The following is a 26,536-nucleotide window of genomic DNA, read 5'->3' on the forward strand; positions in this document are numbered from 1 at the left end:
ATCAGCAGACTAGCCGTTGATACGCACAACGATCACAGGGGCCTGCCGGTCACGCATGCGATGCACCCCGATCCGGGTGCGTGCGCGCTCCCGGTCAGCAGGCGGCGACCCACTCGTCGGTGCCGTCCGCGAAACGCTGGTGCTTCCAGATCGGGACCTCGTGCTTGAGGGTGTCGATCAGACGCCGGCACGCCTCGAAGGACTCGCCCCGGTGGGCGGTGGAGACCGCCACGATGACGGCCACGTCGTTGATCGCCAGCAGTCCGACGCGGTGCACGGCCGCAAGGGCCAGCACCGGGAACTCCTTGCAGACCTCCTCCGCGACGCGTCGCAGCTCCGCCTCCGCGGTCGGGTGCGCGCTGTACTCCAGCGCGGTGACGCCCTTGCCCCCGTCGTGGTCCCTGACGGTGCCGACGAAGATGTCGGTCCCCCCGGCGGCGTCGTGCTCCACCGCCGCGTAGACCTCGTCGAGCGAGAGGGCGGTGTCGCACAGCGCGAGCAGGCGGATGGGGTCCTGGAGGGTGCTCATGCCGTCCATCATGGCGGATCGGCCGCGCGGTTCAAGACCCCGATTCCGCATCGTGACACTCGCCTTCCACTCGAAGGGGCAGCTCCCCTGGACTCGGCCCTACCTCTCCACAGGCCGCGGCCCTGCGTCAGACCCGGCGGCGCTTGCGGGCGCGGCGCACCAGGGCGGCCGTGCCGACCAGGGCGACCGTCGCGCCGGCCGCGCCCAGGCTGGTCGCGGCGTCCTTGCCGCTCAGCCTGCGGCCCGCCACCGCGTGGTTCCCCGACACCTGGGCCAGCAGCTCGGCCAGGACCTCGTCGTTGTCGTAACGCGGCCTCCAGCCGGCCTCGTGCAGCCGACTGCCGGAGACCACCCACGGGTACATGGTGTAGGCCAGGTCACCGGCGGGCGCCGGCGTCAGGCCGAGCCGGTGCAGCCGGGCGGCCGTGCCCAGGGCGAGAGAGGCCGGCAGCTCCATCCGGCGGATGCCGGTGATCTGCTCGACCTCCTCCTGCTCCAGCCAGCCGTCGCAACCGACGGTCACCTCGCCCTCGACCAGTCCCAGCACCGCGTACTCGAGCGCCGTGGTCAGGTCGTCGACGTGGCAGAACTGCCAGCACGGCCGCGAGCCCGCGACCACCAGCAGCCGCGGCGCCTCGAAGTGCCGGGTCAGCACGGTGTCGACGCCGGGGCCGACCACGACGGCCGGACGGAGCACCGTGACCGAGAGCCCCGGGTGGACGTGCGGGGCCCTCCTGGCCAACCGCTCCATCTCCAGCAGGTCACCCACGAGGGTGGCCTCCTCGGTGGCGCGCAGCGTGGCGTCCTCCGCGAGAGGGACCTCGTTGTCGGCCAGCGCGCCGTAGACCATGGCCGAGGTGCACAGCACCACGCGATGGACGCCCGCCGCGGCGGCTGCGGTGATGACCGTCTGCGTCCCGCGCACGTTGTACGCCGAGCGGGCCTTCGGGTCGGACTCCATGCCCAGGTCGAGTGCGAGGTGGACCACCACGTCGACACCTGCCAGCCGTTCGGCGACGGCCGGGTCCCGCACGTCGAGCACCCGCCACTGGACGCCCTTGGTCTCCCCGCGGCGCTCGTCGATGGCCAGCACCCGGCGTACGCCCTTGGACTCCACCAGGCGACGGACCAGCCGCTCGCCCATCCCCGAGGCCGCGCCGGTGACCGCGACGACCAGAGGCGGCCCGTCGTAGGCGGGATGCTCCGGCTCGGCGTGCGGGCCCGACTCCGGCACGGCGAGGTCGTCGGACCCACTCGCGGCGTCGGATCCGGGCCCGTCCGCGGTCGGCCCCGGGGCCTCCTCCGACGCCGGGGACGGCCCCTGAGCTGGGATCTCGGCCGGTGGTTCGACGGGCCGCGCGGCGACGGTCCCGGCGGGGAGCCCGGCCGCGTCCGCACCGCTCGGACCGTTGCGGTCGCCGGTCAGCCCAGAGCGAACGTCCGAAGGTGGGGAACTCACCGGCTATCCTCCGCGGTTAGTTTTGATGCGTACGTAAGTGTCACGTACCGGTCCATCCTGCCCGAGGCCAGGGCACCGCGGTGCACCCGGCACCAGCTGTGTTCCGGCGCGGCCTACCAGATCGAGGCGACTCGTGAGCAACAACCCCTTCGGCTTCGGCCTTCCCCCCGAGGAGCCCGAGGAGGGCGACGAGGGGAAGCAGGGCAGCTCCGGCGGCTCTGGCGACTCTGGAAACAAGGGCGGCAACCCCTTCGGTTTCGGTCTTCCCGGCTTCCCCGGCATGCCCGGCATCCCGGGTGCGGGCGGCCCCGGTGGAGACAATCCGCTCGCGGGCCTCTTCGGCGGGATGAACCCGAACGACATCGGCGCGGCTTTCCAGCAGCTCGGCCAGATGCTCTCCTTCGACGGCGGACCGGTCAACTGGGATCTCGCCAAGAACATCGCCCGCCAGGCCGTGGTGGCGGGCACCGGCGAGGACGCCTCCAAGGACCGCTCGGTGGGCGAGTCGGAGAAGTCCGCCGTCTCCGAGGCGATGCGGCTGGCCGAGCTCTGGCTCGACTCCGCGACGGCCCTTCCCACCGGCGCCGGCAACGCGGTGGCCTGGAGCCGCGCGGAGTGGATCGAGGCCACCCTCCCCGCCTGGCAGCAGCTGGTCGACCCGGTCGCCGAGCGCGTCGGCGCGGCGATGGGCGGCGTCGTGCCCGAGGAGATGCAGGCCATGGCCGGCCCGCTGCTCGGCGTGATGCGCAGCATGGGCGGCGCCATGTTCGGCACCCAGATCGGTCAGGCGCTGGGCGCGCTCGCGGCCGAGGTGCTGGGCTCCAGCGATGTCGGCCTTCCGCTCGGCCCGGCCGGGAAGGCGGCCCTGCTGCCGCAGAACATCGAGGTCTTCGGCGAGGGGCTCTCCGTGCCCGCCGACGAGGTCCGGCTCTACCTGGCCCTGCGCGAGGCGGCCCACCAGCGGCTCTTCGTCCACGTGCCGTGGCTGCGCCAGCACCTGTTCGGCACGGTGGAGGCGTACGCCCGCGGGATCAAGGTCGACACCTCCCGACTGGAGGATCTGGTCGGCCAGATCGACCCGATGAACCCCGAGTCGCTGCAGGACGCGATGAGCGGCGGTCTCTTCCAGCCCGAGGACACCCCCGAGCAGAAGGCCGCGCTGGCCCGTCTGGAGACGGCGCTGGCCCTCGTCGAGGGCTGGGTGGACGCGGTGGTCCACGCTGCCGCCGCGCCGCACCTGCCGCATGCCGCGGCGCTGCGCGAGACCCTGCGCCGCCGTCGGGCGAGCGGGGGACCGGCCGAGCAGACCTTCGCGACCCTGGTCGGTCTCGAACTGCGCCCCCGCAGGCTGCGCGACGCCTCACGGCTGTGGGCCTCGCTCGCGGACGCCCGGGGCACGGACGGCCGCGACGCGCTCTGGGCGCACCCGGACATGCTGCCCACGGCAGCGGACCTGGACGACCCGGACGGCTTCGTCCACGGGGCCGGCACGGAGGATCTCCCCGAGGGCGGCATCGACTTCACCAAGCTGGACGAGCTGCTCAACGAGGCCGCGGGGCGCGGCCCCGCGGGCAAGCCGGGTCCGGAGCAGCCCGCGCCTGACAAGCCCGAGGCCGGGACCGGCGACGCCGAGAAGCCCGGTGACTCCGACGGCGCCGGCGACGAGAAGTCGGACGGGGACAAGTGAACGACTCCCCGTCGACCCTGCACGCCGATGCCGTGCGCGTCCTGCGGGAGTGGGACGCGCCCGACGCCTCGCAGGACCTGCTGCGGCACGACTACCTCGACCACCTCGACGCCCGCGCCGACGGTGTCTGGCGCAGCTGCCGCCCGGCCCACATCACCGCGAGCGCGCTGGTGGTGGACGTCGAGCGCGGCCGTGTGCTGCTGACGCTCCACCCCAAGGTCGGACGCTGGCTGCAGCTGGGCGGGCACTGCGAACCCGAGGACACGACGCTCGCCGAGGCCGCGTTGCGCGAGGCACGCGAGGAGTCGGGCATCGTGGAGGGCCTGACACTGGTGGGCGAAGGGCCGGTGAAGCTCGACCGGCATGCCGTGCGCTGCGCCGGCCGGGACCAGCCGGAGAACACGCACCTGGACGTCCAGTACGTGGTGACGGCTCCCACCGACGCGCTCGCCCGGATCAGCGAGGAGTCCCTCGACCTGCGCTGGTTCCCGTTCGAAGCGCTGCCGGAGCTGACCGACGCCTCGGTCAGGGAGCTGGCCGCCCGCGCCCAGCACGCCCTGCACTGACGCTCGGTACTGACGTGCCGCGCCGGGGCGTCAGTACTGGCGCGTCGCAGCGACCCCTGGCCGGCCTGGGCCTCGACCGGCGCCGGGCCGGTCGGGGCCGACCGGACCCTCAGCCCTCGCGTTGCACCGGGATCCTGGCGGCGACGACGCCCTCCAGATACCCACGTGCCCGCTCGGTGCGGGGGTAGGCGTCCAGCAGGGCCCAGAACCGGCGCCCGTGGTCCGGTTCGAGGAGGTGGGCGAGCTCGTGCAGCAGCACGTAGTCCACCACGTACTCCGGCATGCCCTGCAGGCGGTGGGAGAGACGGATCGTCCCCTCCGCGGGGGTGCAGGAGCCCCAGCGCGTGTTCTGGTTGGTGACCCAGCGGACGCTGCGTGGCCGGGCCCGGCCGTCGAGGTACTTCCGCGACAGCTCGCGGGCCCTTTCGGCCAGCTCGTCGTCCCCGGGGATCGCCCGGCTCTCCCTGGCGTCGAGCTTGTCGAGCATCTGCGCGACCCAGCGCTTCTCCTCGGCCGCCGACATGCGGGCCGGGATGAGGACGACGGTGCGTCCGCCCTCGCGGTAGGCGGAGACGGTACGGCTGCGCCGGGTGCTCCGGCGCACCTCGACGTCCTGCGCCGCGGACCCGCTCTGGGCTGCCGCCAGAACAGACCTGCGCGGCACAGCAGGTCGTTGTTCCGCTCCCGCAGCCACGTCGGAGACGCTACCTGCCGGGGCTGACAAAAGTCCCGACCTGCTGGCCGAAAATCTCCCTTCGGGTGGTGATTCCCACAGCGGGAATACGGCCAACTCGCGGCAAAAGCGGACCAATAACCGACGATTTCAAGTGATCTTCAGACTGTATCCACAGCCCTGTGGATAACTTTCCGCACCTTTTCCCGATCCGGTGCATGCTGACGCCACAGTCCGTGCTCAGCGGCTCGTCCTCACGAACGGAGCGGATGATGCGCCCCTGTCTGAAGCCTGCCCTTCGCCGTGCCTGGCGCGATCGGGAGACCCTCCAGTTCGGCGTCGGGCCGGGTCACGGTGGCCTGCTCACGGCCGCGCCGGCCGAGGCCGAGTTCCTCGACCTGCTCGACGGCTCGCGGGAGCTCGCCGAGCTCCCCGCCGAGGCGGCGCGTCTCGGTCTGCGCCCCGACCGGGTGCAGGAGCTGCTGCAGGGGCTGCAGGCCTGCGACGCCCTCGACGACAGCAACGCCCACCGCCCGCTGCTGGCCCTGCCGGCGGCCGAACGCGCCCGGCTGGCACCCGATCTGGCCGCGCTCTCGCTCGCCCGACCGGGCCCGGGGGCCGCTCCCGCCGCCCTGCTGGCCCGCAGAGGAGCCCGGGTGGAGGTGCGCGGCGCGGGCCGCGTGGGCGCCGCCGTGGCCGCCCTGCTCGCCTCCGCCGGGGTCGGCCGGGTCAGGGTCAGGGACGCGGGGCGGGTCCAGCCGGAGGACGCCTCCCCCGCCGGAGTCCGGCCCGACGACGCGGGGCGGCTGCGCACCGACGCGGCCCGGGCGGCCGTCCGCAGGGCGGCCCCGGGGCTCCCGGACGACACGGCCGGCGCACAGCGTGCCCCCGATCTGGTCGTGGTGGCCCCACGGGGTCTGCCCGATCCCGAGCTCGGCCTCGCCCTCCAGCAGGCGGCGCTCCCCCACCTGTACGCGGGCGTGGTGGAGACCACGGGCTCGGTCGGCCCGCTGGTTCTGCCGGGTAGCAGCCCGTGCGGACGCTGCCTCTCCTGTCACCGGGCGGACGCCGATCCGCGCTGGCCGCTGCTGCTGGCCCAGCACTGCAGCGGGCGGCCCGCCCCGGGCGCCTGCGACTCGACGCTCGCGGCCACGGTGGCGGCCACGGCCGCGCTGCACGCGCTGATCTTCCTGGACGGCGGAGCACCGCCTAGCCTTGGCGGGTGGGTCGACATCTCCATGGTCGACGGATCGATGCGTCGACGCCGCCTCGATCCGCACCCCGACTGCGGCTGTTGCTGGCAGGCGGAGGCAGAATAGGCCGACCGGCAGATGGACCAACCGCGCCAGACGAGCAGGGAGGCATCCGTGAGCGATCTTCCACGGAAGGCAGTGACCCGCACGGCCAAACTCGCTGCCCTCCCGCTGGGGATAGCCGGACGCGCCACCCTGGGCCTGGGCAAGCGGATCGGCGGTCGGCCCGCCGACGTCGTCGCCGCCGAGCTCCAGCAGCGGACCGCGGACCAGCTGTTCAAGGTGCTCGGTGAACTCAAGGGCGGGGCCATGAAGTTCGGCCAGGCGCTCTCGGTCTTCGAGGCCGCGCTGCCCGAGGAGGTGGCCGGCCCCTACCGAGCGGCGCTGACGAAGCTTCAGGAGGCCGCGCCGCCGATGCCGGCCGCCTCGGTCCACAGCGTGCTGACCGAACGGCTCGGCCCCGACTGGCGCGGGCTGTTCACCACCTTCGAGGACAAGCCGGCTGCCGCGGCGTCCATCGGTCAGGTGCACCGCGCCGTCTGGCACGACGGCCGGGAGGTCGCCGTCAAGGTGCAGTACCCGGGCGCGGGTGACGCTCTGCTCTCGGACCTGAACCAGCTCGGCCGGGTCGCCCGGCTGATCGGTCCGCTGATTCCCGGCCTGGACGTCAAGCCGCTCATCGCCGAGCTGCGGAACCGGGTCACCGAGGAGTTGGACTACGCGCTGGAGGCCCAGTCCCAGACGGTCCACGCCGCGGAGTTCGCCGAGGACCCGGAGATCCGCGTCCCGGCCGTGGTCCACCAGGCCGAGCAGGTGCTGGTGACCGAGTGGATGGACGGCATCCCGCTCTCCGAGGTGATCGCCTCGGGCAGCACCGAGCAGCGGGACCGCGCCGGTCAGCTGCTGGCCCGGTTCCTTTTCGCCGCTCCCGCCCGCACCGGCCTGCTCCACGCCGACCCGCACCCGGGCAACTTCCGGCTGCTGGTGGACGAGGGCCCCGCGGAGGGCTGGCAGCTGGGCGTGCTCGACTTCGGCACGGTGGACCGCCTGCCCGAGGGCCTGCCCACGCCGATCGGCAACGCCCTGCGCATGGCGTTGGCCGGGGACGCGGCCGGGGTGCTCGAAATGCTGCGGCAGGAGGGCTTCGTCAAGCCGAGCATCGATCTCGACCCCGACGCGGTGCTGGACTACGTGCTGCCGATCATCGAGCCCGCCGCGGTGCCGGAGTTCCGCTTCACCCGCGCCTGGATGCGGGCCCAGGCCGCCAGAGTGGGCGATCCGCGCTCGCCCGCCTACGCGCTGGGGCGCCAGCTCAACCTGCCGCCGTCGTACCTGCTGATCCACAGGGTCACCCTCAGCACCATCGGGGTGCTGTGCCAGCTCGACGCCACCGCCTCCTTCCGCGACGAGCTGCTCGCCTGGCTGCCCGGCTTCGCGGACGAGGAGGTCGTCGCGTAACGCGCGACGAACGCGCAGCGAAAAGCCCTCGGGCCCGCCTCTTCGAGAAGAGACGGGCCCGATCGGTTTCTGATGGATTCAGCTGCTGTGGTTACTGCTGGTGCCGGTGCCGGCGGAGCGCGGTTCTCAGAGGACGACGCTGGCGAGGGCGCGCCGGGCGCGCAGCGAGGCGCGCTCGGCCCTGCGCCTCAACTGGACGGCGCGCACCAATCGTTCGCGCTCGGCCTCCTGCAAACGCTCTTGCATGTGGACACGGGCCAGGGCTTCGGGCATGAGTTGCATGGTGAGGGTCCTGTTCTGGGTGTTCTCGTGGCGGGGGGAGGTGCTGGGACGTGCCTCGGCGGGACGGTTCATCGAAGGGACCTGCTTGTCGGTGGTCGGGGTGGGACGGATGCGTGTGATGGCGGGATCGGCGATCTCGCGGATGGAGCTGCGCAGTGCGCCTGCGGCGGTCACGCCATGACCTCGGTCTTGCGCGGACGGCCACGGGGCCGCTTCCGGGCGACGACGACACCCTGGACGAAGAGCTCGCCACCCCAGACACCCCAGGGCTCGCGGCGCTCGAGGGCGCCGGTCAGGCAGGCGGCCTTCACCGGGCAGGTCCCGCAGAGGGACTTGGCGTACTCGACGTCGGCCGGGGTCTCGGCGAAGAAGACCTCGGGGTCGAGCGAACGGCAGGGGATCGGGGCGCCGAGAGTCTCGGCCTCCTCGAACGCGGTGAGCTGCATCAGGGATACCTCCGGGGGGTGGGAGTCGTCGAAGTGGTCGGCGTTGGGTGCGGACGGGGCGTGTGGGCTGGTCACCGGTGACACGTTCGCGTCGTCTTCCTGTTTGAGTGGATGTTCTCTGTCTGACTGTCTGTTCTGCCTGCGGCTGTTCTGCCTGGGCAAACAGAAGGGCCGCGGATCCCGATTCGGGAATCCGCGGCCCTGGAAGCGCCGACCTGATGCAGGCTCAGGTTCGCTCTATCCATGGGTGTGGGCCGCGGAAGGCCCTCATCGTGATCGCCGTTTCGGCGACCTTCTGCTGCGACTGGTGCTGGAGGGACGCGTGGTGTCCCGTGGAGCCGGCTCCGGCACCCGCCGCGTCGCCATAACCGCCCGCAGGGGCGGCGATGGGCGCTACGGATGCCGACAGCGGTCGCTCAATGCGACGTGCATCCCACGCGCCGAGGCCATTGCTGGCAACGACGGAGGCGACGCGCACCAGAGCGGTGTCGACACCGGCACCGGCAAAGGACAGACCACGGGCGTCGAAGGTCTCGACACACGGCATGCCGAAGTCGGCGGCGGTCAGCGTCCGGCCAGTCAGTTTGGTGATCATGGTCTTCACAATGTCCGCCTCCCTTCGGCGTGCTCGGGGTCCGCTTGTTCAGCGGGCCCGCTGGTGGTCACTAGGTCAGTCAATCTTGGCAGTACAACCCGGGGGCTGTACAGGTGCAGCAGTGACGCCCGCTACAGGTGGGACCTGAGTGGGCTCGATCTCGTTTCCTCGACCGTGCTCGCACGCTAGTAGGGTCCGCACTGCGGGCGCAAACTATTTTTCCGGCGAGTCTTCGGACGAGTTCACGAAGGCGCCGTTCTCGTCCGACAGGTCCGAGATGTCCCCCTGCCCGAGCTGCGCGGACGACCCGAACGACTCGAGCGATCCGGACGGCGAATCGACTCCCCCGCACAACGACAGCACGGTCTCGCCGTACTTGTCCAGCTTCGCGCGACCCACTCCGGAGATCTGGCCGAGTTCCGCCAGCGAGCCGGGAAGCTGTTCCGCGATGGCGAGCAACGTGGCGTCGGTGAAGACGCAGTAGCCCGGCAGGCCCTGCTCCTTCGCCATCCGGCCGCGCCAGTCGCGCAGCCGCTCGAACAGCGCCTCGTCGAGGTTGGACGGGCAGTCGTCGCAGCGGCGGAGCTTGCGCTCGACCGCCTCGGTGAGCACGCGCCCGCAGACCCGGCACTTCAGCGGCGCCTTCGAGCGCGCGGCACGGCCCTCGCGCCCGGCTGCACCCGCGGCGCCCGCGGCGCGTCCGGCGCCCCGGCCGCCGCGGGCGGCCGAGCCCGGACGCAGCCCGTCCAGGAAGCGGGAGGGGTTCCGGGAGGCGCGGCCACCGGGCGATCGGGCCAGCGCCCAGGACAGGCCGAGGTGCTCCCGCGCCCGGGTCACCCCGACGTAGAGCAGCCGGCGCTCCTCCTCCACCTGTTCGTCGGTCTTGGCGTAGGTGATCGGCATCATGCCCTCGGTCAGGCCGACCAGGAACACGGCGTCCCACTCCAGGCCCTTGGCCGAGTGGAGGGAGGCGAGGGTCACGCCCTCGACCGCAGGGGCGTGCTGAGCCGCCGCGCGGGCGTCGAGCTCGGCGACGTAGGCCGCCAGGCCGGCCGGCTGCCCCGCCGCCTGCTGGGCGGACTCGAAGTCCTCGGCGAGGCGGACCAACGCGGCCAGCGACTCCCAGCGCTCGCGCACCGCGCCCGAGCCGGCCGGGGGCTGTGGAGAGAAGCCGCGCGTGGAGAGCACGGCGCGGACCTGCTCGGCCAGGCGTTCCGGGGCGTCCTCCAGCAGCGGGTCGACCGGGCCGCCGCCCGCCCTGGCCGCACCGCGGAGCAGCATGCCGGCCTCGCGGACCTCTGGGCGCTCGAAGAAGCGCTCGGCGCCGCGCAGCTGGTAGGCGATGCCCTGGTCGGCCAGGGCCTGCTCGTAGACCTCGGACTGCGCGTTGACCCGGAACAGCACGGCGATCTCGCTGGCCCGCACGCCCGCGTCGAGCAGCGCGCGGATCCGCTTGGCCGTGCCCTCCGCCTCGGCCGGCTCGTCCGGGTACTCCGTGTACACCGGCTCGGGGCCCGGCTCGCGCTGCGAGACGAGCTCCAGGCGGTGCTGGGCGGCCTGGCCGCGCGCCTGCGCGAGCAGGCCGTTGGCCAGGTGGACGACCTGCGGCGTGGACCGGTAGTCGCGGACCAGCTTCACCACCGTGGCGTCCGGGTGCTTGGCACGGAAGCCGAGCAGGTACTCCGGCGTGGCGCCGGTGAAGGAGTAGATCGTCTGGCTGGCGTCGCCGACCACGCAGAGGCTGGAGCGCGGGCCGAGCCAGAGGTCGAGCAGGCGTTGCTGGAGCGGGGAGACGTCCTGGTACTCGTCGACGACGAAGTGCTGGTACTGGGCCCTGACCTGTTCGGCGACCTCGGGCCGCTCGTCCAGCACACCGACGGCGAGCAGCAGCACGTCCTCGAAGTCGATGACCCCGCGGTCGCGCTTGAGCTCCTCGTAGACCTTGTAGACCTGCCGGATCTCGGCCGGGTCGCGCGGCGTCTCGCGCCCGGCCTTGATCGCGGCGGCCGGGTAGTCCTCGGGCACGGTCTGGGTGACCTTGGCCCACTCGATCTCGCCGGTCAGGTCGCGCAGCTCGGTGCGCTCGAGCCGGAGCCTGCAGCGGCCGGCCGCCTCGGCGACCAACTGCACCTTGCGCTCCAGCAGGCGGGGCAGCTCACCGCCGACCACCCGCGGCCAGAAGAACTGGAGCTGGCGCAGCGCGGCGGCGTGGAACGTGCGCGCCTGCACCCCCTCGACGCCCAGCCCCCGCAGCCGGCCGCGCATCTCTCCCGCGGCTCGTGCGGTGAAGGTCACGGCGAGCACCCGCTGCGGCTGCATCACGCCGCTGCGGACGCCGTAGGCGATCCTGTGCGTGATCGCCCGGGTCTTGCCCGTGCCGGCGCCCGCGAGGACGCAGACAGGGCCCTGCAGCGCCGTGGCGACGGCCCGTTGCTCAGGGTCGAGCCCGGCGAGCACGGCTTCGGCGTCACGAGGTGCGGTCGTGAAGGGCACTGCGCCCGGAAGCTCTACCTGCATGCCGTCCATCCTCTCAAGCCGCAGCGACAACCCGGGCCACGTTGTCCACAGGGGCGGTGTGCTGATACGACCGGGGAATGCCGTCGCCCCGCCGCTACGTTGGGCGTACTGGCAGCCAGACACCGGGCACGGGACCACCGGGCACGACACGAGGAGCGATGCGGATGTCCGCCACAGTCACGATGTACAGCACCACCTGGTGCGGTTACTGCCAGCGGCTGAAGTCCCAGCTGACCCGCGAGGGCATCGCGTACACCGAGATCAACATCGAGCAGGATCCGGACTCGGCCGCCTTCGTCGAGAAGGTCAACAACGGCAACCAGACCGTCCCGACAGTGCTGGCGATCTCCTCCACCGGCGCCGAGACGGTGATGACCAACCCGTCGCTCGCGCAGGTCAAGGCCGCCATCGCCTGACGCTCGGACAGCTGGTTCCGTGACAGGCCCCGGGCTCGAAAGCCCGGGGCCTGTCACGTTCGCCGGGACCGGGACCCGGCGGACCTCCGGGGGATCGGACATCCGGGCGCAGAGTTCGTCCACGCATCGCGTCTTCCCGCACGCCTCGCCCCGGGCAGGCGCGATCTCCGTGACGCGGCGGCCGCCGCAGCACGACCGCCGCGCCGGGCGCGATGCGGAGCCGATCGGTGATGTCGGTGGCGGCCCGTACGATCAGCATTCGGAAGTCGGCGGTCAATTTCCGACCGGTCGCCCCCGCTTCCTCCGCACAGGAAGGGAACGCGGAGCGAAGGGGTTACGGCGGCGGGTCCCGTGGGTGCACGATAGGCGTGGTGATCGGGGGCCGCATGGCCCTCGGGACGGGTTCCCTTTCCCCGGCCCCGTACCAGCAGGCCTTCAGGTTCGAGATTATCAACAGCAAGTCGGACAGTATGACGAGCAATGCGGTATTGGTTCTCCAGATCGCCCTCGACCGGCAAGGGCACGCCCGTCCGCCACTCCCCGTCCATGATCCGCTGCCGTAGATCCGCGGCGATCCACCGACATTTCCGAGCCCGGCCCGGCACACGGGAAATGTTCACCCCGAGAATGTAGTCATTCCACTTGCGCTGCCTCGGCGAAACGGTCCAACATCGGTCGGGGCTGGCTCAATCCGGATTATCCCAACGCTCTGCGCAGTACGATGCGGCACGATTCTGCCTCGGAGGCACGCACAATGAACGACCGGAGAGCCTGGGCGGCCATCGCCTCCTTCCCGCCCCATCCGCGGAATGTCCGCCACGCGCGCCGGATCACGCGCACAGCGCTCTCCGCCTGGGGCGTGTCCGAGCTCGTCGACAGCGCCGAGATGGTCGTCTCCGAGCTGGTGACGAACGCCCTTCGCTACGGCAGCGGCCCGGTCGACCTGACTCTCGCGCTGACCGAGACCGGCCTGCGCATCGCCGTCACCGACGAGGGCACCACGCTGCCGGCCGCCCGCGACGCGGGCCCCGACGCGCAGGGCGGACGCGGCCTGCAGATCGTGGAGCTGCTCGCCGAGAGCTGGGACGTGGTGGTCCGGCTCACCGGCAAGACGGTCACCTGCGTACTCCGGCTGGAGCCGGCCACGCCGGACCGCCTCCAGGGGGTCGGGGCGGTCGGCGGCCTCGTCCACCCTTCGGGTGATGTCGGCGCGTGAAGCGCGCCGGGGGGCGCACCCCCAGGCGCTTCACGCCGACGGGATCGACCGGATCACCAGCTGACCTCGGGCAGCGGTCCGCCGTACCAGAGTTCGACGAGTCGGCGGGCGATGGAGATGCCCGCCGGCGGCAGCGTCGTCCCGTTCTCCATGCCGGTACGGAGCTCCTCGCGGGTGAACCAGCGCGCCTCGTCGAGCTCCTCGCCGTCGACCTGGATCTCCGCACCGCCGTCGCGCATGTCCGCCCGAGCCGTGAAGCCGAGCATCAGGCTGGAGGGGAACGGCCAGGGCTGTGAGGCCACGTACTCGACCGAGTCGAGGTCCACCCTGACCCCGGCCTCCTCCGCGACCTCACGGGCGACCGCCTGCTCCAGCGACTCGCCGGGCTCGACGAAGCCGGCCAGGGTGGAGTACCGCCCCTCCGGCCACAGCGCCTGACGGCCGAGCAGCGCCCGGTCCTGCTCGTCGGTGACGAGCATGATCACCGCGCCGTCGGTGCGCGGGTAGTGCTCCTGGGCGCAGGAGGTGCAGCGGCGCACGTGTCCGGCGGCGGCCACCACCGTGGCGTGCCCGCAGCGCGCGCAGAACCGGTGCGACTGGTGCCAGTTCTGCAGTGCCACGGAATGCACCAGCAGGCCGGCGTCACGGTCGCCCAGCAGACCGCCCACCTCGCGCAGGCCGGCCGGGCGCGCCGGTCCGTCCAGCCGCCCGGGCAGCTGGGCGCAGGAGACGGCGAAGTACGCCGTGCCCTCCTCGTCGCAGCCCAGGAAGTAGCGCTCGCCCTCGTCCGGCGCCTCGAACGTGGGCAGCAGCACCAGTTCGCTGCCGGTCTCCGTGTCCACCACGAAGGCCTTGCCCTCCGAGATCGCCAACACCTGCGTGCTGGGGTGGCTCCAGGCCGCGGCCAGCCACGGCTCGTCGAGCCGGTGCTCCGCGGCCCGGTCCACGCCCACGCGGGAAAGCGCGAGCGGGCGGTCGAAGTTCTGGTGAACCGTCACGGTTCCTACCCCCCTGATCAGTTGGTGCCAGCCGACGCCTGCGCGTCGGTCGGCTGCCCGGCGGTCCAGTGCGCGGCGAGATCGGCCCACAGGTAGGCCGAGGTCTCCACGCCCTTCGCGAGCAGGTCGAGCTCCACCTTCTCGTTGATCGAGTGCCAGCCGTCCGAGGGCACGGAGATGCCGAGGAAGAGCACCGGCGCACCGAGCACGTCCTGCAGATCGGCAGCCGGACCTGAACCTCCCTCGCGCGTGAAGAGGATCTTCTGCTCGAAGGCTCGCCCCATCGAGCGGACCACCGACTGCAGCGCCGGGTGGTCCAGCGGCGTCAGGCAGGGCCGGGTCGCGCCCCGGAACTCGACCTCGGCCCGGATGCCCGGAGTGACCTGGGCGTTCACCCACTCCGATACGGTCGCCTGGAACTTGTCCACGTCCTGGCCCGCAACCAGCCGGAAGGAGAGCTTGACGTGGGCCTCGGCCGGAACGATCGTCTTGCCGCCGGGGCCGGTGTATCCGCCCCAGATCCCGTTGACCTCGGCGGTCGGGCGGGCCCAGATCCGCTCCAGCGTGCTGAAGCCCGCCTCGCCCTGGGTGGCCCGGGACTTCGCCACGCGCAGCCAGGCGTCCTCGTCGAAGGGCAGCTCGGCGAAGAGCGCACGCTCACGCTCCGTCAGCTCGACCACGCCGTCGTAGAAGCCGGGGATCGCGACCCTCCGGTCCGCGTCGTGCAGCGCGGCGACCAGGCGGGCGGCCTCGTCGGCCGGGTTGGGGACGGCGCCGCCGAAGGAGCCCGAGTGGATGTCGGTGGCGGGACCGTGGAGGCTGATCTCGCAGTCGGCCACGCCGCGCATCCCGGTGCAGACCGTGGGCGTGGTCTCCGCCCACATGCCGGTGTCGGAGATCATCACGACGTCGGCCGCGAGCCGGTCGGCGTGCCGACGGACCAGGGCGACGAAGTTCGCGGAGCCCGACTCCTCCTCGCCCTCGATCAGCAGCTTGAGGTTGACGGCGGGCGCGGTGCGCCCGGTCGCGGCCAGGTGGGCGCGCACCCCGAGGGTGTGGAAGAAGACCTGTCCCTTGTCGTCGGCCGCGCCACGCGCGTACATCCGGCCGTCGACGACGGTGGGCTCGAACGGATCGGTGGCCCAGCCGTCCTCACGCGCGGCGGGCTGTACGTCGTGGTGGCCGTAGACGAGCACGGTCGGAGCGTTCGCATCACCCGAGGGCCACTCGGCGAAGACCGCAGGAAGGCCGCCGTTCTCCGTCTCCCAGACCTCCGCCACCGGGAACCCGGTCTCACCCAGCTTCGCGGCCAGCCACTCGGCGGAGCGGCGCACCTCGCCCACCCGGTTCGGATCGGCGGAGACGGAAGGGATGCGCAGCCACTCGGCGAGGTCGTCGAGGAAGGCGGCACGGTGCTGGTCGATGTATGCGCGGACGACGCTGTCCGGGGCTTCGGCAGGGCTCATGGGCACGACTCTAGTTCGAACGGAGCCGGTCCCGGGCACCGCCCGCCCGGGGGTGGACCGCCCGCTCGGCTCCGCGGGCGGTCCGGGTTCCGGGCGCGGACCGACTCAGTCGGTGCGCCGGACCAGCACCGTCCGCGAGCGGGTGACCAGCGCGGCCGACACCCAGGCCAGCAACGGCAGCCCGATGACCAGCAGTGCGAGCGGCATCCAGGGGACGGCGAGCGGACCGCTCGCGTCCGGCGGGACGGGCAGGCCTCCCGATCCCATCAGCACCCCGCCCTCGCTGCTCGTCACCGTGGCGCGGTTCTGCCAGACCGCGGCCGCGGGCACGATCCCGGTCAGGCCCAGCAGCGCCCCCATCGCGGCGATCACCGCGCACTGGAAGCCGGAGAGCCTGCGCCGCAGCGAGGGCGCGGCCCCGACGGCGGCGAGCGTCGCGAGATCACCTTGCGCGTCCGCCGCCGCCAGACCGGTGGCGATGCCGGCGGCCGCGACGGCGACCAGGGTGGCCGACCCGAGCAGGCCCAGCACCAGGGCCGAGTACTGGGGCTGGAAGCCCCGTTCCACGGTGAGGCTCGCAGACTGGGTGAAGTGCCCGACACCGGCCGCCGCCCGCTGCCGCTCCGCGGCGCTCGGCACGTGGTCGGGCAGCCACGCGAAGCCCAGCGGGTAGGCGGTCAGTCCGGCGGAGCGCACGGCGGCGTCCGGTACGACGGCCTGCACGCCGTCGACCGGGACCCGCACCGCGACACCGGGCAGCCGCACCTCCTTCGCGTCCGGCACCACGTCCTGCCCGGTCGCCCCGACCAGCGGCATGAGCGTGACGCTGAGCGTCACCTGCCCGTGGTCGAGGAGACGCGGGTCGGTGACGACGACCCGGCCCTCGGCCAGTGCCCTCACGGCCGCCGGATCGCGCGATCCGGTGAACGCCCGCAGGGTCGCCGCGTCACCCTCGACCAGGGGCCGGCCGGCGCGTGACATGCGGACCGGTCGGCAGCGCGGGTCCGTGGCGGCAGCGCCGCCGGTCGGGCAGCGTTGGGCGGGAGGGACGGTGAGTTCGACGTTCCCGCACTGCTGGAGCCGAGCGGTCGCGCGCTGCCCGCAGTCCGCGCCGAAGCCGAGCCGCCGCTCCTGCGCACGGGTCCCCAGCCCCGGTATCGCCCCTTCCACGGCGGCCGCCTGCCGGGCGAGGGTGCCGAAATCCTGGGAATCGGGATCCAGCAGCTCCACACCGCCGCGCGGCATGGAGGGCGTGTAGTCGGACCGGGCCTGCGCGTCCAGGCTCGTGGCGTAGACGAGCATCGCGACCGCGCCGGCGACGGCGGCCATGACCGCGGAGACGGCAGGCGCCGTCCTGCCGCGGTGACGCGTCGCGTCGCGCAGTGCCAGCCGGGGCCCGGGCGGCAGCCATCGGCCGATGCGCCCGAACTGGCCCACCAGGAACGGGGTGCAGAGGACCAGGCCCAACTCGGCGACGACCGACCCGGCCGCGATGCCGTCGGAGGCGTCGAGCCGCGCGGAGCTCAGCAGCGCGAGGACGACTCCCCCGGTCGCGGCCAGCGCGCCCACCACAGTGATCCAGACGGCGGGCGGCCTGGTACCGGTCTGCCCGGTGAGCGCGGCCACCACCGCCTGCCGTCCGGCCTGGATCGCCGGGGCCATGGCCGCCAACAGGCCGGTGGCCAACCCGATCAGCACGATGCCGGCCAGGTCCAGTGGACGGAGCACGATGCCGACGAACCGCGCCCCGGTGTGCTCCTCGATCGGGCCTCTGGCCAGGGCCACCGCGACCGTCGCGACCAGCAGCCCGGTCACCGCCCCGACGGCGCCGAGCACCGCTCCGCCCGCCAGCACGACCCGGCGCACATGGGCCCGGCTGCCGCCTGCGGCCGCCAGCAACCCCAACTGCCGCCGCGAGCGACGCGCGCCGACCGCGAACGCGGGTCCGGCCAGCAGGACGATCTCCGCCAGGGCCATCGCCACCACGAGTTCCGCCGTCGTGGCGGCACCGCCCCCGGTCGTGACGAAGTCGCCGCGCGGGGTGGCCCGGTAGAACGGCACCTCGCTGTCCGGCGGTGGGGAGAGTTGCACCGCGCGCGAGTTCACCGTGAAGCCGGCCCGGTTGGCCCTCATCACCTCGGCCCAGGTGAACGGCGCTCCGCCCGGGAGCGTGACGAGGTACACCGTGTCCACGTCCGGCGCGCCCTCCGTCCCTGAGGCGACACTCAGCGCGGCGAACGCCGAGGGGCTCACCACCAGGGCGGAGCGCCTCAGGTCACCGGGGTACTCGACCTCGCCCACGATGCGCAGCGGCGTGCCGCCGCTGCCCCCCTGCGCTCCGGTGCCGCTCGCCCCGCCGGGGGCCAGGAGCCGCGTGACCGACCCGACGGACAGCCCCGAGTCGCGCAGGAACGCCGAGGTGGCCACGGTCTCGTCGGCGGCCCCGGGCACCCGCCCCCGCACCAGGGTCGTGATGCCACGGGACACGGGATCGCCGAGGGGCAGGCCTTCGAGCGTGACGGTGTCCTGCCCCGAGGCCGTGGTCGCCTGACGGGCCGTGCTGTCGTGCGGGATAAGCCTGGCCCCGGCCGGCAGCACCGACCGCAGCAGGGCCACGGGGTCGGTCGGAACGGACGCCGGGCCGGCGGTCGGAGCGGGTGCGGGCGACGCCGCGCCGTCCGAGAGGTCCCCGCTGGTCGTGTCGTCCGGCGTCTGGGCCAGCGGCCGGCCAGGCGTCACCGGGGCGATGCTCGCCTGGGCCCCGCCGAGTGCCCGGTCCTCGCGCTGCGCCACGGTCGGCGCGCTGCTCCGGGCCACGATGTCGGCTGCCGATACCCCCGCGACCGGCAGTGCGACCATCGCGATCACCAACAGGCTGCGACCGCGGGCGCGGAGCGCGTCACGACGGGCGAGGCGCAGGGCCACCCGCCAGGAACCGAGGCTCACCGTCCCTCACCCACGCCGGAGCCCGTATCGGAGCCCGCGCCGGAGCCCGTGCCGGTCGGGGCCGCGAGCAGCGACTCCGCCGAGGCGGCCACGGTCTGGTCCACGAGCCGTCCGTCCCGCAGGAAGGCCACGCGGTCCGCCCAGGCGGCGTGACGGGCTTCGTGGGTCACCATCACGACCGCCGCGCCCGCGTCACAGCGCGCTCGCAGGACGGCGAGGACCGCCTCGCCGGTGCCGGAGTCGAGCGCTCCGGTGGGCTCGTCGGCGAGCACCAGGCGGCGGTCGCCGATCAGTGCCCGGGCGATGGCCACCCGCTGCTGCTGGCCGCCCGACAACTCCTCGGGGAAGCGGTCCGCCAGCTCGGCCATGCCGATCTCGGCGAGCGCCGCATGCGCCTCGGCCCGGGCCCTGCGCATGGACAGTCCGTCCAGCTCCCGCGGCAGGGCGACGTTCTCGGCGGCGGTCAGCGCCGGTATCAGGTTGAAGTCCTGGAACACGTAGCCGATCGAGCGCCGCCGCACGGCGGCGAGGCGCTTGGGCGAGAGCGAGCGGAGCTCCTGCCCCTCGACCAGGACCTGGCCCGAGGTGACGGCGTCCAGCCCGCCGGCGAGTGTGAGCAGGGTGGACTTGCCGGAGCCGCTCGGTCCCATGACGGCGACGAACTCGCCGGCGCCGACGACCAGGTCGACCTCGCGCAGGGCGTGGACCTCGGCGGCGCCCCGCCCGTGAACCCGGGAGACCGACCGCAGTCGCAGCACCTGCGTGTTCGCCGCCCCTCGCTGTGACGTCACTTCTTCCCCCTTTTCGCGACGGGTCGGTTCACGGCCTCCGCCGTCCGAGCCGCGGGTCGCTGGACCGCGGCACGGAGGAGGCGGGTCTCGCAGTGGTCCAGCCAGCGGAGCTCGGCCTCCGCCTGGAAGATCAGCTGGTCGAGCACCAGCAGCCAGGCCAGCTCCTTGCCCTGGGCCGGCTCGGGATCCCCCGCCGCGCCGAGCGCACCGGCCTTGAGGCGGGTGTAGTCCTGCAGCGCCCGCATGGTGTGGCTGCGCTGCGCCTGGACCACGGCGGCCACGTCCACGCCGGGCACGGTGACGGCCATGGCCAGCTTGATCGCCAGCTCGTCGCGCGGCGGGCTGTCCCGGCGCACCGGAGTCCCGAACCAGGAGCTCAGCTCCGCCCGTCCCGGCTCGGTGATGGCGTAGAAGACGTGTCCCTCGGCGTCCTCGCCGTCCGGCTCGATCAGGCCGTCGCGCTCCAGCCTGCCCAGGGTCGTGTAGACCTGACCGACGTTCAGCGGCCAGGTCGAACCTGTCCGCGATTCGAACTCCAAGCGGAGTTGGTACCCGTAGCGAGGTCCCTCGTCGAGGAGGGCGAGCAGTCCGTGACGGATCGACATACCGCGTATGTATACCGAGTATGCATCCCCGCGACAAGCCCCCTCTGGCGTAGGTTCGACCCGTGAGTCAGCTGCGGATCGCGACGTTCAACCTCCTGCACGGCCAGCCGATGGACGCCCACGGGAGGCCGCTCCCCCTGCATGCGGAGGACCCCGCCGCGCCGCTGGCCGAGGCGATCGCCGCGCTGGACGCGGACGTGCTCGCACTGCAGGAGGTCGACCGCTTCCAGGAACGCTCCGGCCTCGTCGACCAGGCCGCCGTCGCCGCGAAGGCGCTCGGCGCGCGCGACCACCGCTTCGCCGCCGCGGTCGTCGGACGCCCCGCGCCCGTCGCCGGCTGGGTGCACGCGCCGGACGCGACCGCGCTTCGCGTCTACGGACCCGACAGCTCCGAGCGGGACGTGGACCAGCCCGCCTACGGGACCGCCCTGGTCACCCGCCTCCCGGTGTTGCACTGGCGCGCCCGGCGCTTTCCCGCCGCGCCGTTCGGTCTGCCGCTGCGCGTCGCCGGGCGGCGCGGACTGACCCCCGTACCCGACGAGCCGCGTGCGGCACTGGCCGCGGTGCTGGAGGGTCCGGCCGGTCCGTTCACGGCCCTGGCGGCGCACCTTTCCTTCGTCCCGGGCTGGAACATGGGCCAGCTGGCCGGGATGCGGCGCTGGATCGCGGACCTGCCCGCGCCGTATCTGCTGCTCGGCGATTTCAACCTGATCGGCCCGGTCCCCCGGACCGTCCTCGGCGGAGCCTCGGTCGTCGACGGCAGCCGGCTCCGGACCCGCCGCCCGCTGCGGGCGGCGTCACCGCGGGGTCGCCTCCAGGGCTGGCGCGACCTGGCCCGCACCCCCACCTACCCGGCCCACAAGCCCACCGTCCAGTTCGACCACGTCCTCGCCGTGGGCGTGCCCCGCACCGCGGTCCAGCGCATCGAAACGCCGACGACGAGCGTCTCCGACCACCGCCCGCTCCTGGTCCAGCTCTCCCTCCCCGAAGCAAGCCGCTGACCCTCGGGGCGCGAGCCGTGCTTGATCAACTGCCCGCGCGACAAGCCACCGAGGTGGTGGGTCGCCGAACGCGCATGCGCAGGGTCGTCCATCGCGGGTGGTTCTCGCGCTCGCAGTTGATCAAGGAGAGCCCCGCGTCCCCAGGGCAGCGCACCCGGCCCTCTCGCGAAGGCTGCGCCCCTCAGTCCGTGCGGCCCTGGGGCGTGCTGCGGTCGTGGACCGCGCGGGGGTGGACGACGGAGCGGACCGCGAGGGCGGTCCCCGGGGTGGGGACGGGCGCGTACTGGAGCAGGAGCATCGCGGCGTCGTCACCGAGCTGGTGACCGACGTGCCGACGCACGTCCTCGTGCAGGCGGTCCAGGACCACCGCCGGTGCGTCCGCGCTCGCGCAGTCGGGGACCCGCTCCGCCAGCGGGTAGAAGACGCCCCAGCTGTTGCGCGCCTCGATCACGCCGTCGGTGTACAGCAGCAGCCGGTCCTCCTCCTGCAGCGGCAAGCGCAGGATCGGCGCCACGACGTCCTCCGGCTCCAGGACGCCGAGCGGCGGGACGTTCGCCGGCGGGTCGAGGAAGCGCACCGGAGTGCCCCTGCGCAGCAGCAGCGGGGCGGGATGGCCGCAGTTGACGATCTCGACCACCGCGTCCGGGCGGACGCCGACCAGGACCAGGGTCACGAACTCCTCGTCGCTGCCCTCGTGCTCGCCGCCGTTCTCGTGCAGGGCGCGACCGAGGCTGTCGGCCAGCCAGGCGGCCACCTTGTCCAGGGCAGGCTCCTGGTGCGCGGCCTCACGGAAGGCGCCGAGGATCGCGGCCGCCGTCTCCACCGCCGCCAGGCCCTTGCCCCGGACGTCGCCGATCACCGCCCGGACGCCGTAGCGGGTCTGCACGACCTCGTACAGGTCACCGCCGATGCGGGCGTGCGCCGCGGCGGCCGCGTAGTGCACGGCGGCGCGGACCGGGCCGATCCGCTCCGGGATCGAGCGCAACAGGATGCGCTGGGCCACCTCGGAGACCAGCCTGGCGTCGGCCAGCGCCCGCTCCTGCCGGTTCCGCAGCATCACGCTCGCCGCGCCGATCGCGCTGATCAGGACGATGGCCAGGACGCTGGCCGTGTGCACGGAGGCCGACATGGTGCGGTCCTCCGCCGCGATGCCGAAGGCCTCCCCGATGGTCACCCCGCCCACCAGCAGCGGGAACCAGAGACTGTTGCTCACCACGGCCGCCAGCGCGGGGCCCGCGGTCAGCGCGGGCTCGAAGGTCACGTTCGGGTTGTTGCTGGTCCGGTCGAGTATGAAGACCACCACCACGCCGAGAAAGGGCAGCAGCAGTACCCACCGGCCCCAACGGCTGAGGTGGCGGAACCTTCCGGCGGCAGTCAACGTCGTCTCTCCTGCGGGCGCTGTGCAATGAGGCTGGGTGTCGAGTCGGGGCGGCCCGACGGGACGCCCTACCGCGGCCAGAATTAGTTCAAAATTGGATCGAAGTTGACTGGTTAACGACCCCACATTAGGCGCGAAATGGACAGGCTGCACAGTCCTTTCACAAAGCCTCCGTGGCTACTCCACCTATCTGCTCCCCATTCGGAGTAATGGTGTCGAGCAGCTCCTCCAGGGCCTCACGTCCCGGCAACGCCCCGGGCCGCACCACCGTTCCACTGCGAACATACAGAAACGCGGCGGAGACCCGATCGAGCGGAAGACCCTCCCGCTCGGCCCAGGCCAACCGGTAGACGGCCAGCTGCAGCGGGTCGGCCGTCTCGCGCTGGTTGGTCTTCCAGTCGACCACCTCGAAGCCGTCCTTCGTGCGGTAGACCGCGTCGATCCGGCCACGCACCACCCGGCCGCCGAGCAGCAGCTGGAACGGCTCCTCGACCCGATGCGGGGTGCGCGCGGCGTACTCGCTGCGCAGGAACGCCTCCTTGAGCCGCTCAAGCTCACGCTCGTCCTCGATGCCGGAGTCGTCCAGGCCCGGCAGCGCGTCCTCGCCGAGCAGCAGCAGCGGCTCCACCGCCAGGCGCGACTCCACCCAGGCGTGGAAGCGGGTGCCGCGCCGCGCTGCGGGCTGCGGCGGACGCGGCATCGGCCGGGCCAGTTCGCGGGCGAAGCCCTCCGGATCGGACGCGACGCGCAGCAGCTGGGACGCCGACAGCGAGCGCGGCAGCGGCACCTCCCGTGTCCGGCTGCGGGCCCGCCGCAGTTCGGCGGAGAGCAGTTCGAGATCGCGGTCCCAGGAGGCGACCGTGCGCCGCTCCTCGGGCGTCTCCACGGAAGGGGACTCCTCGCCGCGCGGACCGGCCAGCACCCGCGCACCGGCGCTCCGGCGCGCCGCCTGGGCGGCCGCGTCGAGCGGCAGGGGCCAGGCGTGCTCGACGCCGGTGTCCAGCGCCGGGTTGGCCGCGCCCTCGGCCGGCTGCTCGGCCCATGCCTCGATCTCCGCGCCGCTCTGCGGCCGCTCCTCCGCGAACTCACGCAGCGCGGTCAGGAACTCCGACGGCCCGCGCGGGCGCTTCTGCGTCGGCCCCCACCAGTGGCCCGACGCGTACAACCGGGCGCGCGGGCGGGTGAAGGCGACGTAGCCCAGGCGCAGTTCCTCCGTGGCCGCATGCCGCTTCATCTCCGCCTCGAACGCCTTCAGCCCCGCCGCCGTCCACGCCGGATCGGCGGCCAGCGAGTCGGCGTCGCCACGCAGGGCGTGCGGCAGCACTTCCGCGCGGGCGGTCCACCTCTCGCGCCCGGTGCCGCTCGGGAACGCGCCCTTGACCAGGCCGGGAACGAAGACGACGTCCCATTCCAGGCCCTTGGACTTGTGGGCCGTGAGCACCTTCACGGTGTCCTCCCCGCCCGGCAGGTTGTTGTCCAGGCCGCGGTCGTACTCCTGTGCCGTGCGCAGGAAGCCGAGGAAGGCCCCGAGTGAAGGGTCTCCGTCGAGGTCGGCGAATCCGGCGGCGATGTCGAGGAACGCCGACAGAGTCTCGCGACGGCGGGCCGCGAGGGCGTGCGGCGAGGCGGAGAGCTCGACCTCCAGGCCGGTGACGGTGAGCACCCGGTGCAGCACGTCCATCAGCGGCTCGGCCAGCGCCCGGCGCAGTTCGCGGATCTCCGCGGCCAAGCGCTCGAAACGGACGGCCGCCTCGGCCGAGAAGGGCAGCTCGGGCTCGCCGGCCTGGCCGGGATAGAGGAAGGACTCCAGCGCGTCCGCCAGCGAGACGATCTCGGTCGGATCGGCCTCCGCGACGGCCTCGGCCAGCTTGTCCGCCCCGCCGTCGGGCGCGGACGCCACCCTGACCAGATCGCGGGCACGGCGCCCGAGCAGCGCGAGATCGCGCGGTCCGATCCGCCAGCGCGGTCCGACCAGCAGCCGCACCAGCGCCGCGTTGGCCGTCGGATCCTGCAGCACCTCGCAGGTGGCGACCAGGTCGGCGACTTCGGGCAGGTGCAGCAGCCCGGACAGGCCGACGACCTCGACCGGCACGTCCCGCTCGACCAACGCGGCGTGCACGTCGGGGAAGAGCTCCCGCCCGCCGCGGCACAGGACCGCGATCCGGCCCGGCGCGGTGCCGGTGCGGACCAGGTGCGCGATGCTGTCGGCGAGCCAGGCGATCTCGCCCTCGTGCGTCTCCAGCAGGGCGCAGCGCATCCCGCCGGACAGCTCCTCCCCCGGCGCCGGGCGCAGGGCGGCGACGCCCTCGTGCATCGCGCGCAGCGGCGCGGCCAACTCGTTGGCGAAGGCGAGCAGCCGGCCGCCGGAACGGCGGTTCTCGCTGAGCGAGTAGCGCGCGGCGGCGGTGTCGTCCGCATGGCGGAAGTGGTGCGGGAACTCGTCCAGGTTGGCCACCGACGCCCCGCGCCAGCCGTAGATCGCCTGGCAGGGGTCGCCCACGGCGGTCACCGGGTGGCCGCTGCCGTCGCCGAAGAGCCCGGCGAGGAGCAGGCGCTGGGCCACGGAGGTGTCCTGGTACTCGTCCAGCAGCACGACGGCGTACTGCTCCCGCAGCAGCACACCGACCTCGGGTCTGGTCCGGGCCAGCTGTGCGCAGGCGGCGATCTGGTCGCCGAAGTCCATCAGCTGGGCGCCGCGCTTGCGCGCGCGGTAGCGGGTGACCAGCTCGGTCAGCTCGCGCCTGGCCTCGGCCGCGACGGGAACGGCGCGCAGCGCCTCGTTGCTGAGCTTCACCCCGTCCAGGCGGGCCAGCAGCGCGGTGTCGTAGGCGGCCAGCCGCTCCGGCTCCACGAGGTGCTCGGCGAGCTCGCCGTCGAGCTTCACCAGCTTGGCGATCAGCGAGGAGACGCCGTCCTTCAGCGCCGGGTACGGGCCGGGCGCCTGCCGCAGCACCCGCGCGGCGAGCTGGAACCTGGTCGCGTCGGCGAGCAGCCTGGCGTCGGGCTCCAGACCGATGCGCAGTCCGTGGTCCTGCAGCAGCCGGCCGGCGAAGGCGTGGTAGGTCGAGATCTCGGGCTCGCCGAGCTCGGCTCCGGCCTGCCCGCCGGGCTCCGGCTCGGGCTCGGCGACCCCGGCCTGGCGCAGCGCCTTCCGCACGCGCTCGGAGAGCTCGGCGGCGGCCTTGTTGGTGAAGGTCAGCCCGAGCACCTGCTCGGGCCGGACCTGCCCGGTGCCCACGAGCCACACCACGCGGGCGGCCATCACCGTGGTCTTGCCCGACCCCGCGCCCGCGACGATCACCGCGGGCGCGAGCGGCGCGGTGATCGCGCGCAGCTGCTCCGCGGTGAAAGGGATCCCGAGCAGCTCCTTGAGCTGCTCGGGACTGGTCAGGGGGCCGGGCATGCCTCACACGCTAGCGCGGCCCGCCGACAGTCGACGCACGCGTGACGGCTCGGCGGCGGCTCACGCTCCGGGTGCCGTGACCACCGCCGCGGCGGGCGGCGGCGTCAGGTCGACCGGTTTGTCGAACTCGGAGAAGCTGACCGTGCCCCCGTCGGCGCCCGGCGAGGTCAAGGACAGCAGGTACGGCTTCGCCGAGTCGCTGACCAGGACCGTGATGCCTCCGTCCCCCTTGAGCTGCAGTGCGGGAGTCCCGTCGACCGTGACGACCGCGCCGCGGGTCAGCCCCTGCGCGTCGTTCATCTGCGCGAACACACTCTTGCCCATGTCGCAGGCGGCGATCACCGAGGCGAACTTCCCCGACGTGGCGGAGGACACGGCCAGGTACTTGCCCCGTGCCCTTTCGGCGTTCGCGCCCAGCTCCTTCAACGCCTCGCCTTCGAGCTTGATCCACGCCTTGTTGCCGTCGACCACGAGGTCGACGGAGCCGTGACCGACGCCCGCCGTGAGCGTTCCCGCGCAGCCCCGGCCCGGGATCTCGTGGATGTCCCAGCTCGGCTGTGCCGGGTCGGTGAAGTGCGTGACGAAGTGCATGGACGTGAGGGCGAGCATGTTCGCCTTGGCCTTGGCCACGATCGCCGTCAGCGGCATCCCTGCCAGGGGGTCGGCGGAGCCCGCAGGCGCGGCGCTCGCGGTCTTCGCGTCGGCCCCGGCGACCTTCACGGGCGGGGTCGGGGCAGCGGCCGACGAGCAGGCCGTCGTTCCCAGGCCGAGCGCGAGGCAGGCGACAGCCGCGGCGGGTATGCGCTGGTACATCGTCATCCGAACCGAATCCTTGGTGATCAGTCTGTGAG

Annotated in this window: 23 protein-coding genes; 7 read left to right on the forward strand and 16 right to left on the reverse strand. The window is 73.2% G+C overall.

The genetic code is table 11. The annotated features are described in order from the left end of the window. Positions 1–94: 94 nt before the first annotated feature. Both BS83_RS38160 and BS83_RS38165 read right to left on the reverse strand, forming a co-directional pair. Entirely contained in the window at positions 95–538 is a 444-nt protein-coding gene (locus BS83_RS38160) for a molybdenum cofactor biosynthesis protein MoaE (protein WP_408641110.1), read from the reverse strand. Positions 539–656: 118 nt separating this feature from the next. After that, positions 657–1,763: an NAD-dependent epimerase/dehydratase family protein gene (locus BS83_RS38165; protein ID WP_037610843.1), complete on the reverse strand. Its 1,107-nt coding sequence runs from the start codon at positions 1,761–1,763 to the stop codon at positions 657–659. A 358-nt stretch (positions 1,764–2,121) separates the two neighbouring features. Here BS83_RS38165 and BS83_RS38170 point away from each other — a divergent pair, with 358 nt between their 5' ends. Next, positions 2,122–3,675, forward strand: a complete 1,554-nt coding sequence (locus BS83_RS38170) for a zinc-dependent metalloprotease (RefSeq protein WP_037607881.1) — start codon at positions 2,122–2,124, stop codon at positions 3,673–3,675. Next, complete coding sequence (locus BS83_RS38175) at positions 3,672–4,241, forward strand: NUDIX hydrolase (RefSeq protein WP_037607882.1); 570 nt, start codon at positions 3,672–3,674, stop codon at positions 4,239–4,241. Before BS83_RS38170 ends, BS83_RS38175 begins: the two co-directional genes overlap by 4 nt. Before the next feature lie 109 nt (positions 4,242–4,350). Here BS83_RS38175 and BS83_RS38180 read toward each other — a convergent pair whose 3' ends face one another. Continuing rightward, positions 4,351–4,935 carry a M48 metallopeptidase family protein gene (locus BS83_RS38180; RefSeq protein WP_037607884.1) on the reverse strand — a complete coding sequence of 195 codons (585 nt, stop codon included), beginning with the start codon at positions 4,933–4,935 and terminating at the stop codon, positions 4,351–4,353. A gap of 197 nt (positions 4,936–5,132) precedes the next feature. Here BS83_RS38180 and BS83_RS38185 point away from each other — a divergent pair, with 197 nt between their 5' ends. Beyond that, positions 5,133–6,233: a ThiF family adenylyltransferase gene (locus BS83_RS38185; RefSeq protein WP_232248628.1), complete on the forward strand. Its 1,101-nt coding sequence runs from the start codon at positions 5,133–5,135 to the stop codon at positions 6,231–6,233. A 48-nt stretch (positions 6,234–6,281) separates the two neighbouring features. Continuing rightward, positions 6,282–7,625, forward strand: a complete 1,344-nt coding sequence (locus tag BS83_RS38190) for an ABC1 kinase family protein (RefSeq protein ID WP_037607886.1) — start codon at positions 6,282–6,284, stop codon at positions 7,623–7,625. A 126-nt stretch (positions 7,626–7,751) separates the two neighbouring features. On the opposite strand, the gene BS83_RS38195 is transcribed toward BS83_RS38190, so the two are convergent. The 4 genes from BS83_RS38195 to BS83_RS38210 all read right to left on the reverse strand — a co-directional run bounded on the left by BS83_RS38195 (position 7,752) and on the right by BS83_RS38210 (position 11,465). Next, positions 7,752–8,042 carry a hypothetical protein gene (locus tag BS83_RS38195; RefSeq protein WP_051945804.1) on the reverse strand — a complete coding sequence of 97 codons (291 nt, stop codon included), beginning with the start codon at positions 8,040–8,042 and terminating at the stop codon, positions 7,752–7,754. 35 nt (positions 8,043–8,077) lie between these two features. Further along, entirely contained in the window at positions 8,078–8,428 is a 351-nt protein-coding gene (locus tag BS83_RS38200) for a WhiB family transcriptional regulator (RefSeq protein ID WP_037607888.1), read from the reverse strand. A 151-nt stretch (positions 8,429–8,579) separates the two neighbouring features. Continuing rightward, positions 8,580–8,957: a hypothetical protein gene (locus BS83_RS38205; protein ID WP_037607890.1), complete on the reverse strand. Its 378-nt coding sequence runs from the start codon at positions 8,955–8,957 to the stop codon at positions 8,580–8,582. Positions 8,958–9,161: 204 nt separating this feature from the next. Further along, positions 9,162–11,465, reverse strand: coding sequence for an ATP-dependent DNA helicase UvrD2 (locus tag BS83_RS38210; RefSeq protein ID WP_198035389.1), 2,304 nt, complete (start codon positions 11,463–11,465; stop codon positions 9,162–9,164). A gap of 164 nt (positions 11,466–11,629) precedes the next feature. On the opposite strand from BS83_RS38210, the gene BS83_RS38215 reads away from it, so the two are divergent. Further along, complete coding sequence (locus BS83_RS38215; protein WP_037607893.1) at positions 11,630–11,881, forward strand: mycoredoxin; 252 nt, start codon at positions 11,630–11,632, stop codon at positions 11,879–11,881. Positions 11,882–11,934: 53 nt separating this feature from the next. Here the strand turns inward: BS83_RS38215 and BS83_RS49055 are convergent, their stop codons facing one another. Continuing rightward, complete coding sequence (locus tag BS83_RS49055; RefSeq protein WP_157597485.1) at positions 11,935–12,501, reverse strand: GntR family transcriptional regulator; 567 nt, start codon at positions 12,499–12,501, stop codon at positions 11,935–11,937. A 134-nt stretch (positions 12,502–12,635) separates the two neighbouring features. On the opposite strand from BS83_RS49055, the gene BS83_RS42605 reads away from it, so the two are divergent. After that, on the forward strand, positions 12,636–13,097 hold the full coding sequence (locus BS83_RS42605; protein ID WP_051944924.1) for an ATP-binding protein: 462 nt from the start codon (positions 12,636–12,638) through the stop codon (positions 13,095–13,097). 53 nt (positions 13,098–13,150) lie between these two features. Here BS83_RS42605 and nudC read toward each other — a convergent pair whose 3' ends face one another. The 5 genes from nudC to BS83_RS38250 all read right to left on the reverse strand — a co-directional run bounded on the left by nudC (position 13,151) and on the right by BS83_RS38250 (position 19,903). Further along, a complete protein-coding gene (nudC, locus tag BS83_RS38230; RefSeq protein ID WP_037607896.1) occupies positions 13,151–14,095 on the reverse strand; it encodes an NAD(+) diphosphatase in 945 nt (314 codons plus the stop codon). A gap of 17 nt (positions 14,096–14,112) precedes the next feature. Continuing rightward, complete coding sequence (locus BS83_RS38235; RefSeq protein WP_051944927.1) at positions 14,113–15,561, reverse strand: dipeptidase; 1,449 nt, start codon at positions 15,559–15,561, stop codon at positions 14,113–14,115. Between the two features lie 105 nt (positions 15,562–15,666). After that, complete coding sequence (locus BS83_RS38240; protein WP_037607898.1) at positions 15,667–18,507, reverse strand: FtsX-like permease family protein; 2,841 nt, start codon at positions 18,505–18,507, stop codon at positions 15,667–15,669. Further along, on the reverse strand, positions 18,504–19,298 hold the full coding sequence (locus BS83_RS38245) for an ABC transporter ATP-binding protein (RefSeq protein ID WP_037607899.1): 795 nt from the start codon (positions 19,296–19,298) through the stop codon (positions 18,504–18,506). Before BS83_RS38245 ends, BS83_RS38240 begins: the two co-directional genes overlap by 4 nt. Beyond that, positions 19,295–19,903 (reverse strand): PadR family transcriptional regulator, encoded by a 609-nt coding sequence (locus BS83_RS38250; protein WP_037607901.1) that lies wholly within the window; start codon positions 19,901–19,903, stop codon positions 19,295–19,297. The genes BS83_RS38245 and BS83_RS38250 overlap by 4 nt, the downstream gene beginning before the upstream one ends. A 62-nt stretch (positions 19,904–19,965) precedes the next feature. Between BS83_RS38250 and BS83_RS38255 the strand changes: the two genes are divergently transcribed. Beyond that, complete coding sequence (locus BS83_RS38255) at positions 19,966–20,904, forward strand: endonuclease/exonuclease/phosphatase family protein (protein WP_198035390.1); 939 nt, start codon at positions 19,966–19,968, stop codon at positions 20,902–20,904. A gap of 181 nt (positions 20,905–21,085) precedes the next feature. On the opposite strand, the gene BS83_RS38260 is transcribed toward BS83_RS38255, so the two are convergent. From BS83_RS38260 to BS83_RS38270, 3 genes are all read right to left on the reverse strand, one after another. After that, a complete protein-coding gene (locus BS83_RS38260; RefSeq protein ID WP_051944930.1) occupies positions 21,086–22,282 on the reverse strand; it encodes a PP2C family protein-serine/threonine phosphatase in 1,197 nt (398 codons plus the stop codon). 160 nt (positions 22,283–22,442) lie between these two features. After that, positions 22,443–25,685, reverse strand: coding sequence for an ATP-dependent helicase (locus BS83_RS38265; protein ID WP_051944933.1), 3,243 nt, complete (start codon positions 25,683–25,685; stop codon positions 22,443–22,445). Positions 25,686–25,745: 60 nt separating this feature from the next. After that, positions 25,746–26,504: a hypothetical protein gene (locus BS83_RS38270; protein WP_037607902.1), complete on the reverse strand. Its 759-nt coding sequence runs from the start codon at positions 26,502–26,504 to the stop codon at positions 25,746–25,748. Positions 26,505–26,536: the final 32 nt, after the last annotated feature.

Source organism: Streptacidiphilus rugosus AM-16 (genome assembly GCF_000744655.1).
Taxonomy (GTDB): Bacteria; Actinomycetota; Actinomycetes; order Streptomycetales; family Streptomycetaceae; genus Streptacidiphilus; species Streptacidiphilus rugosus.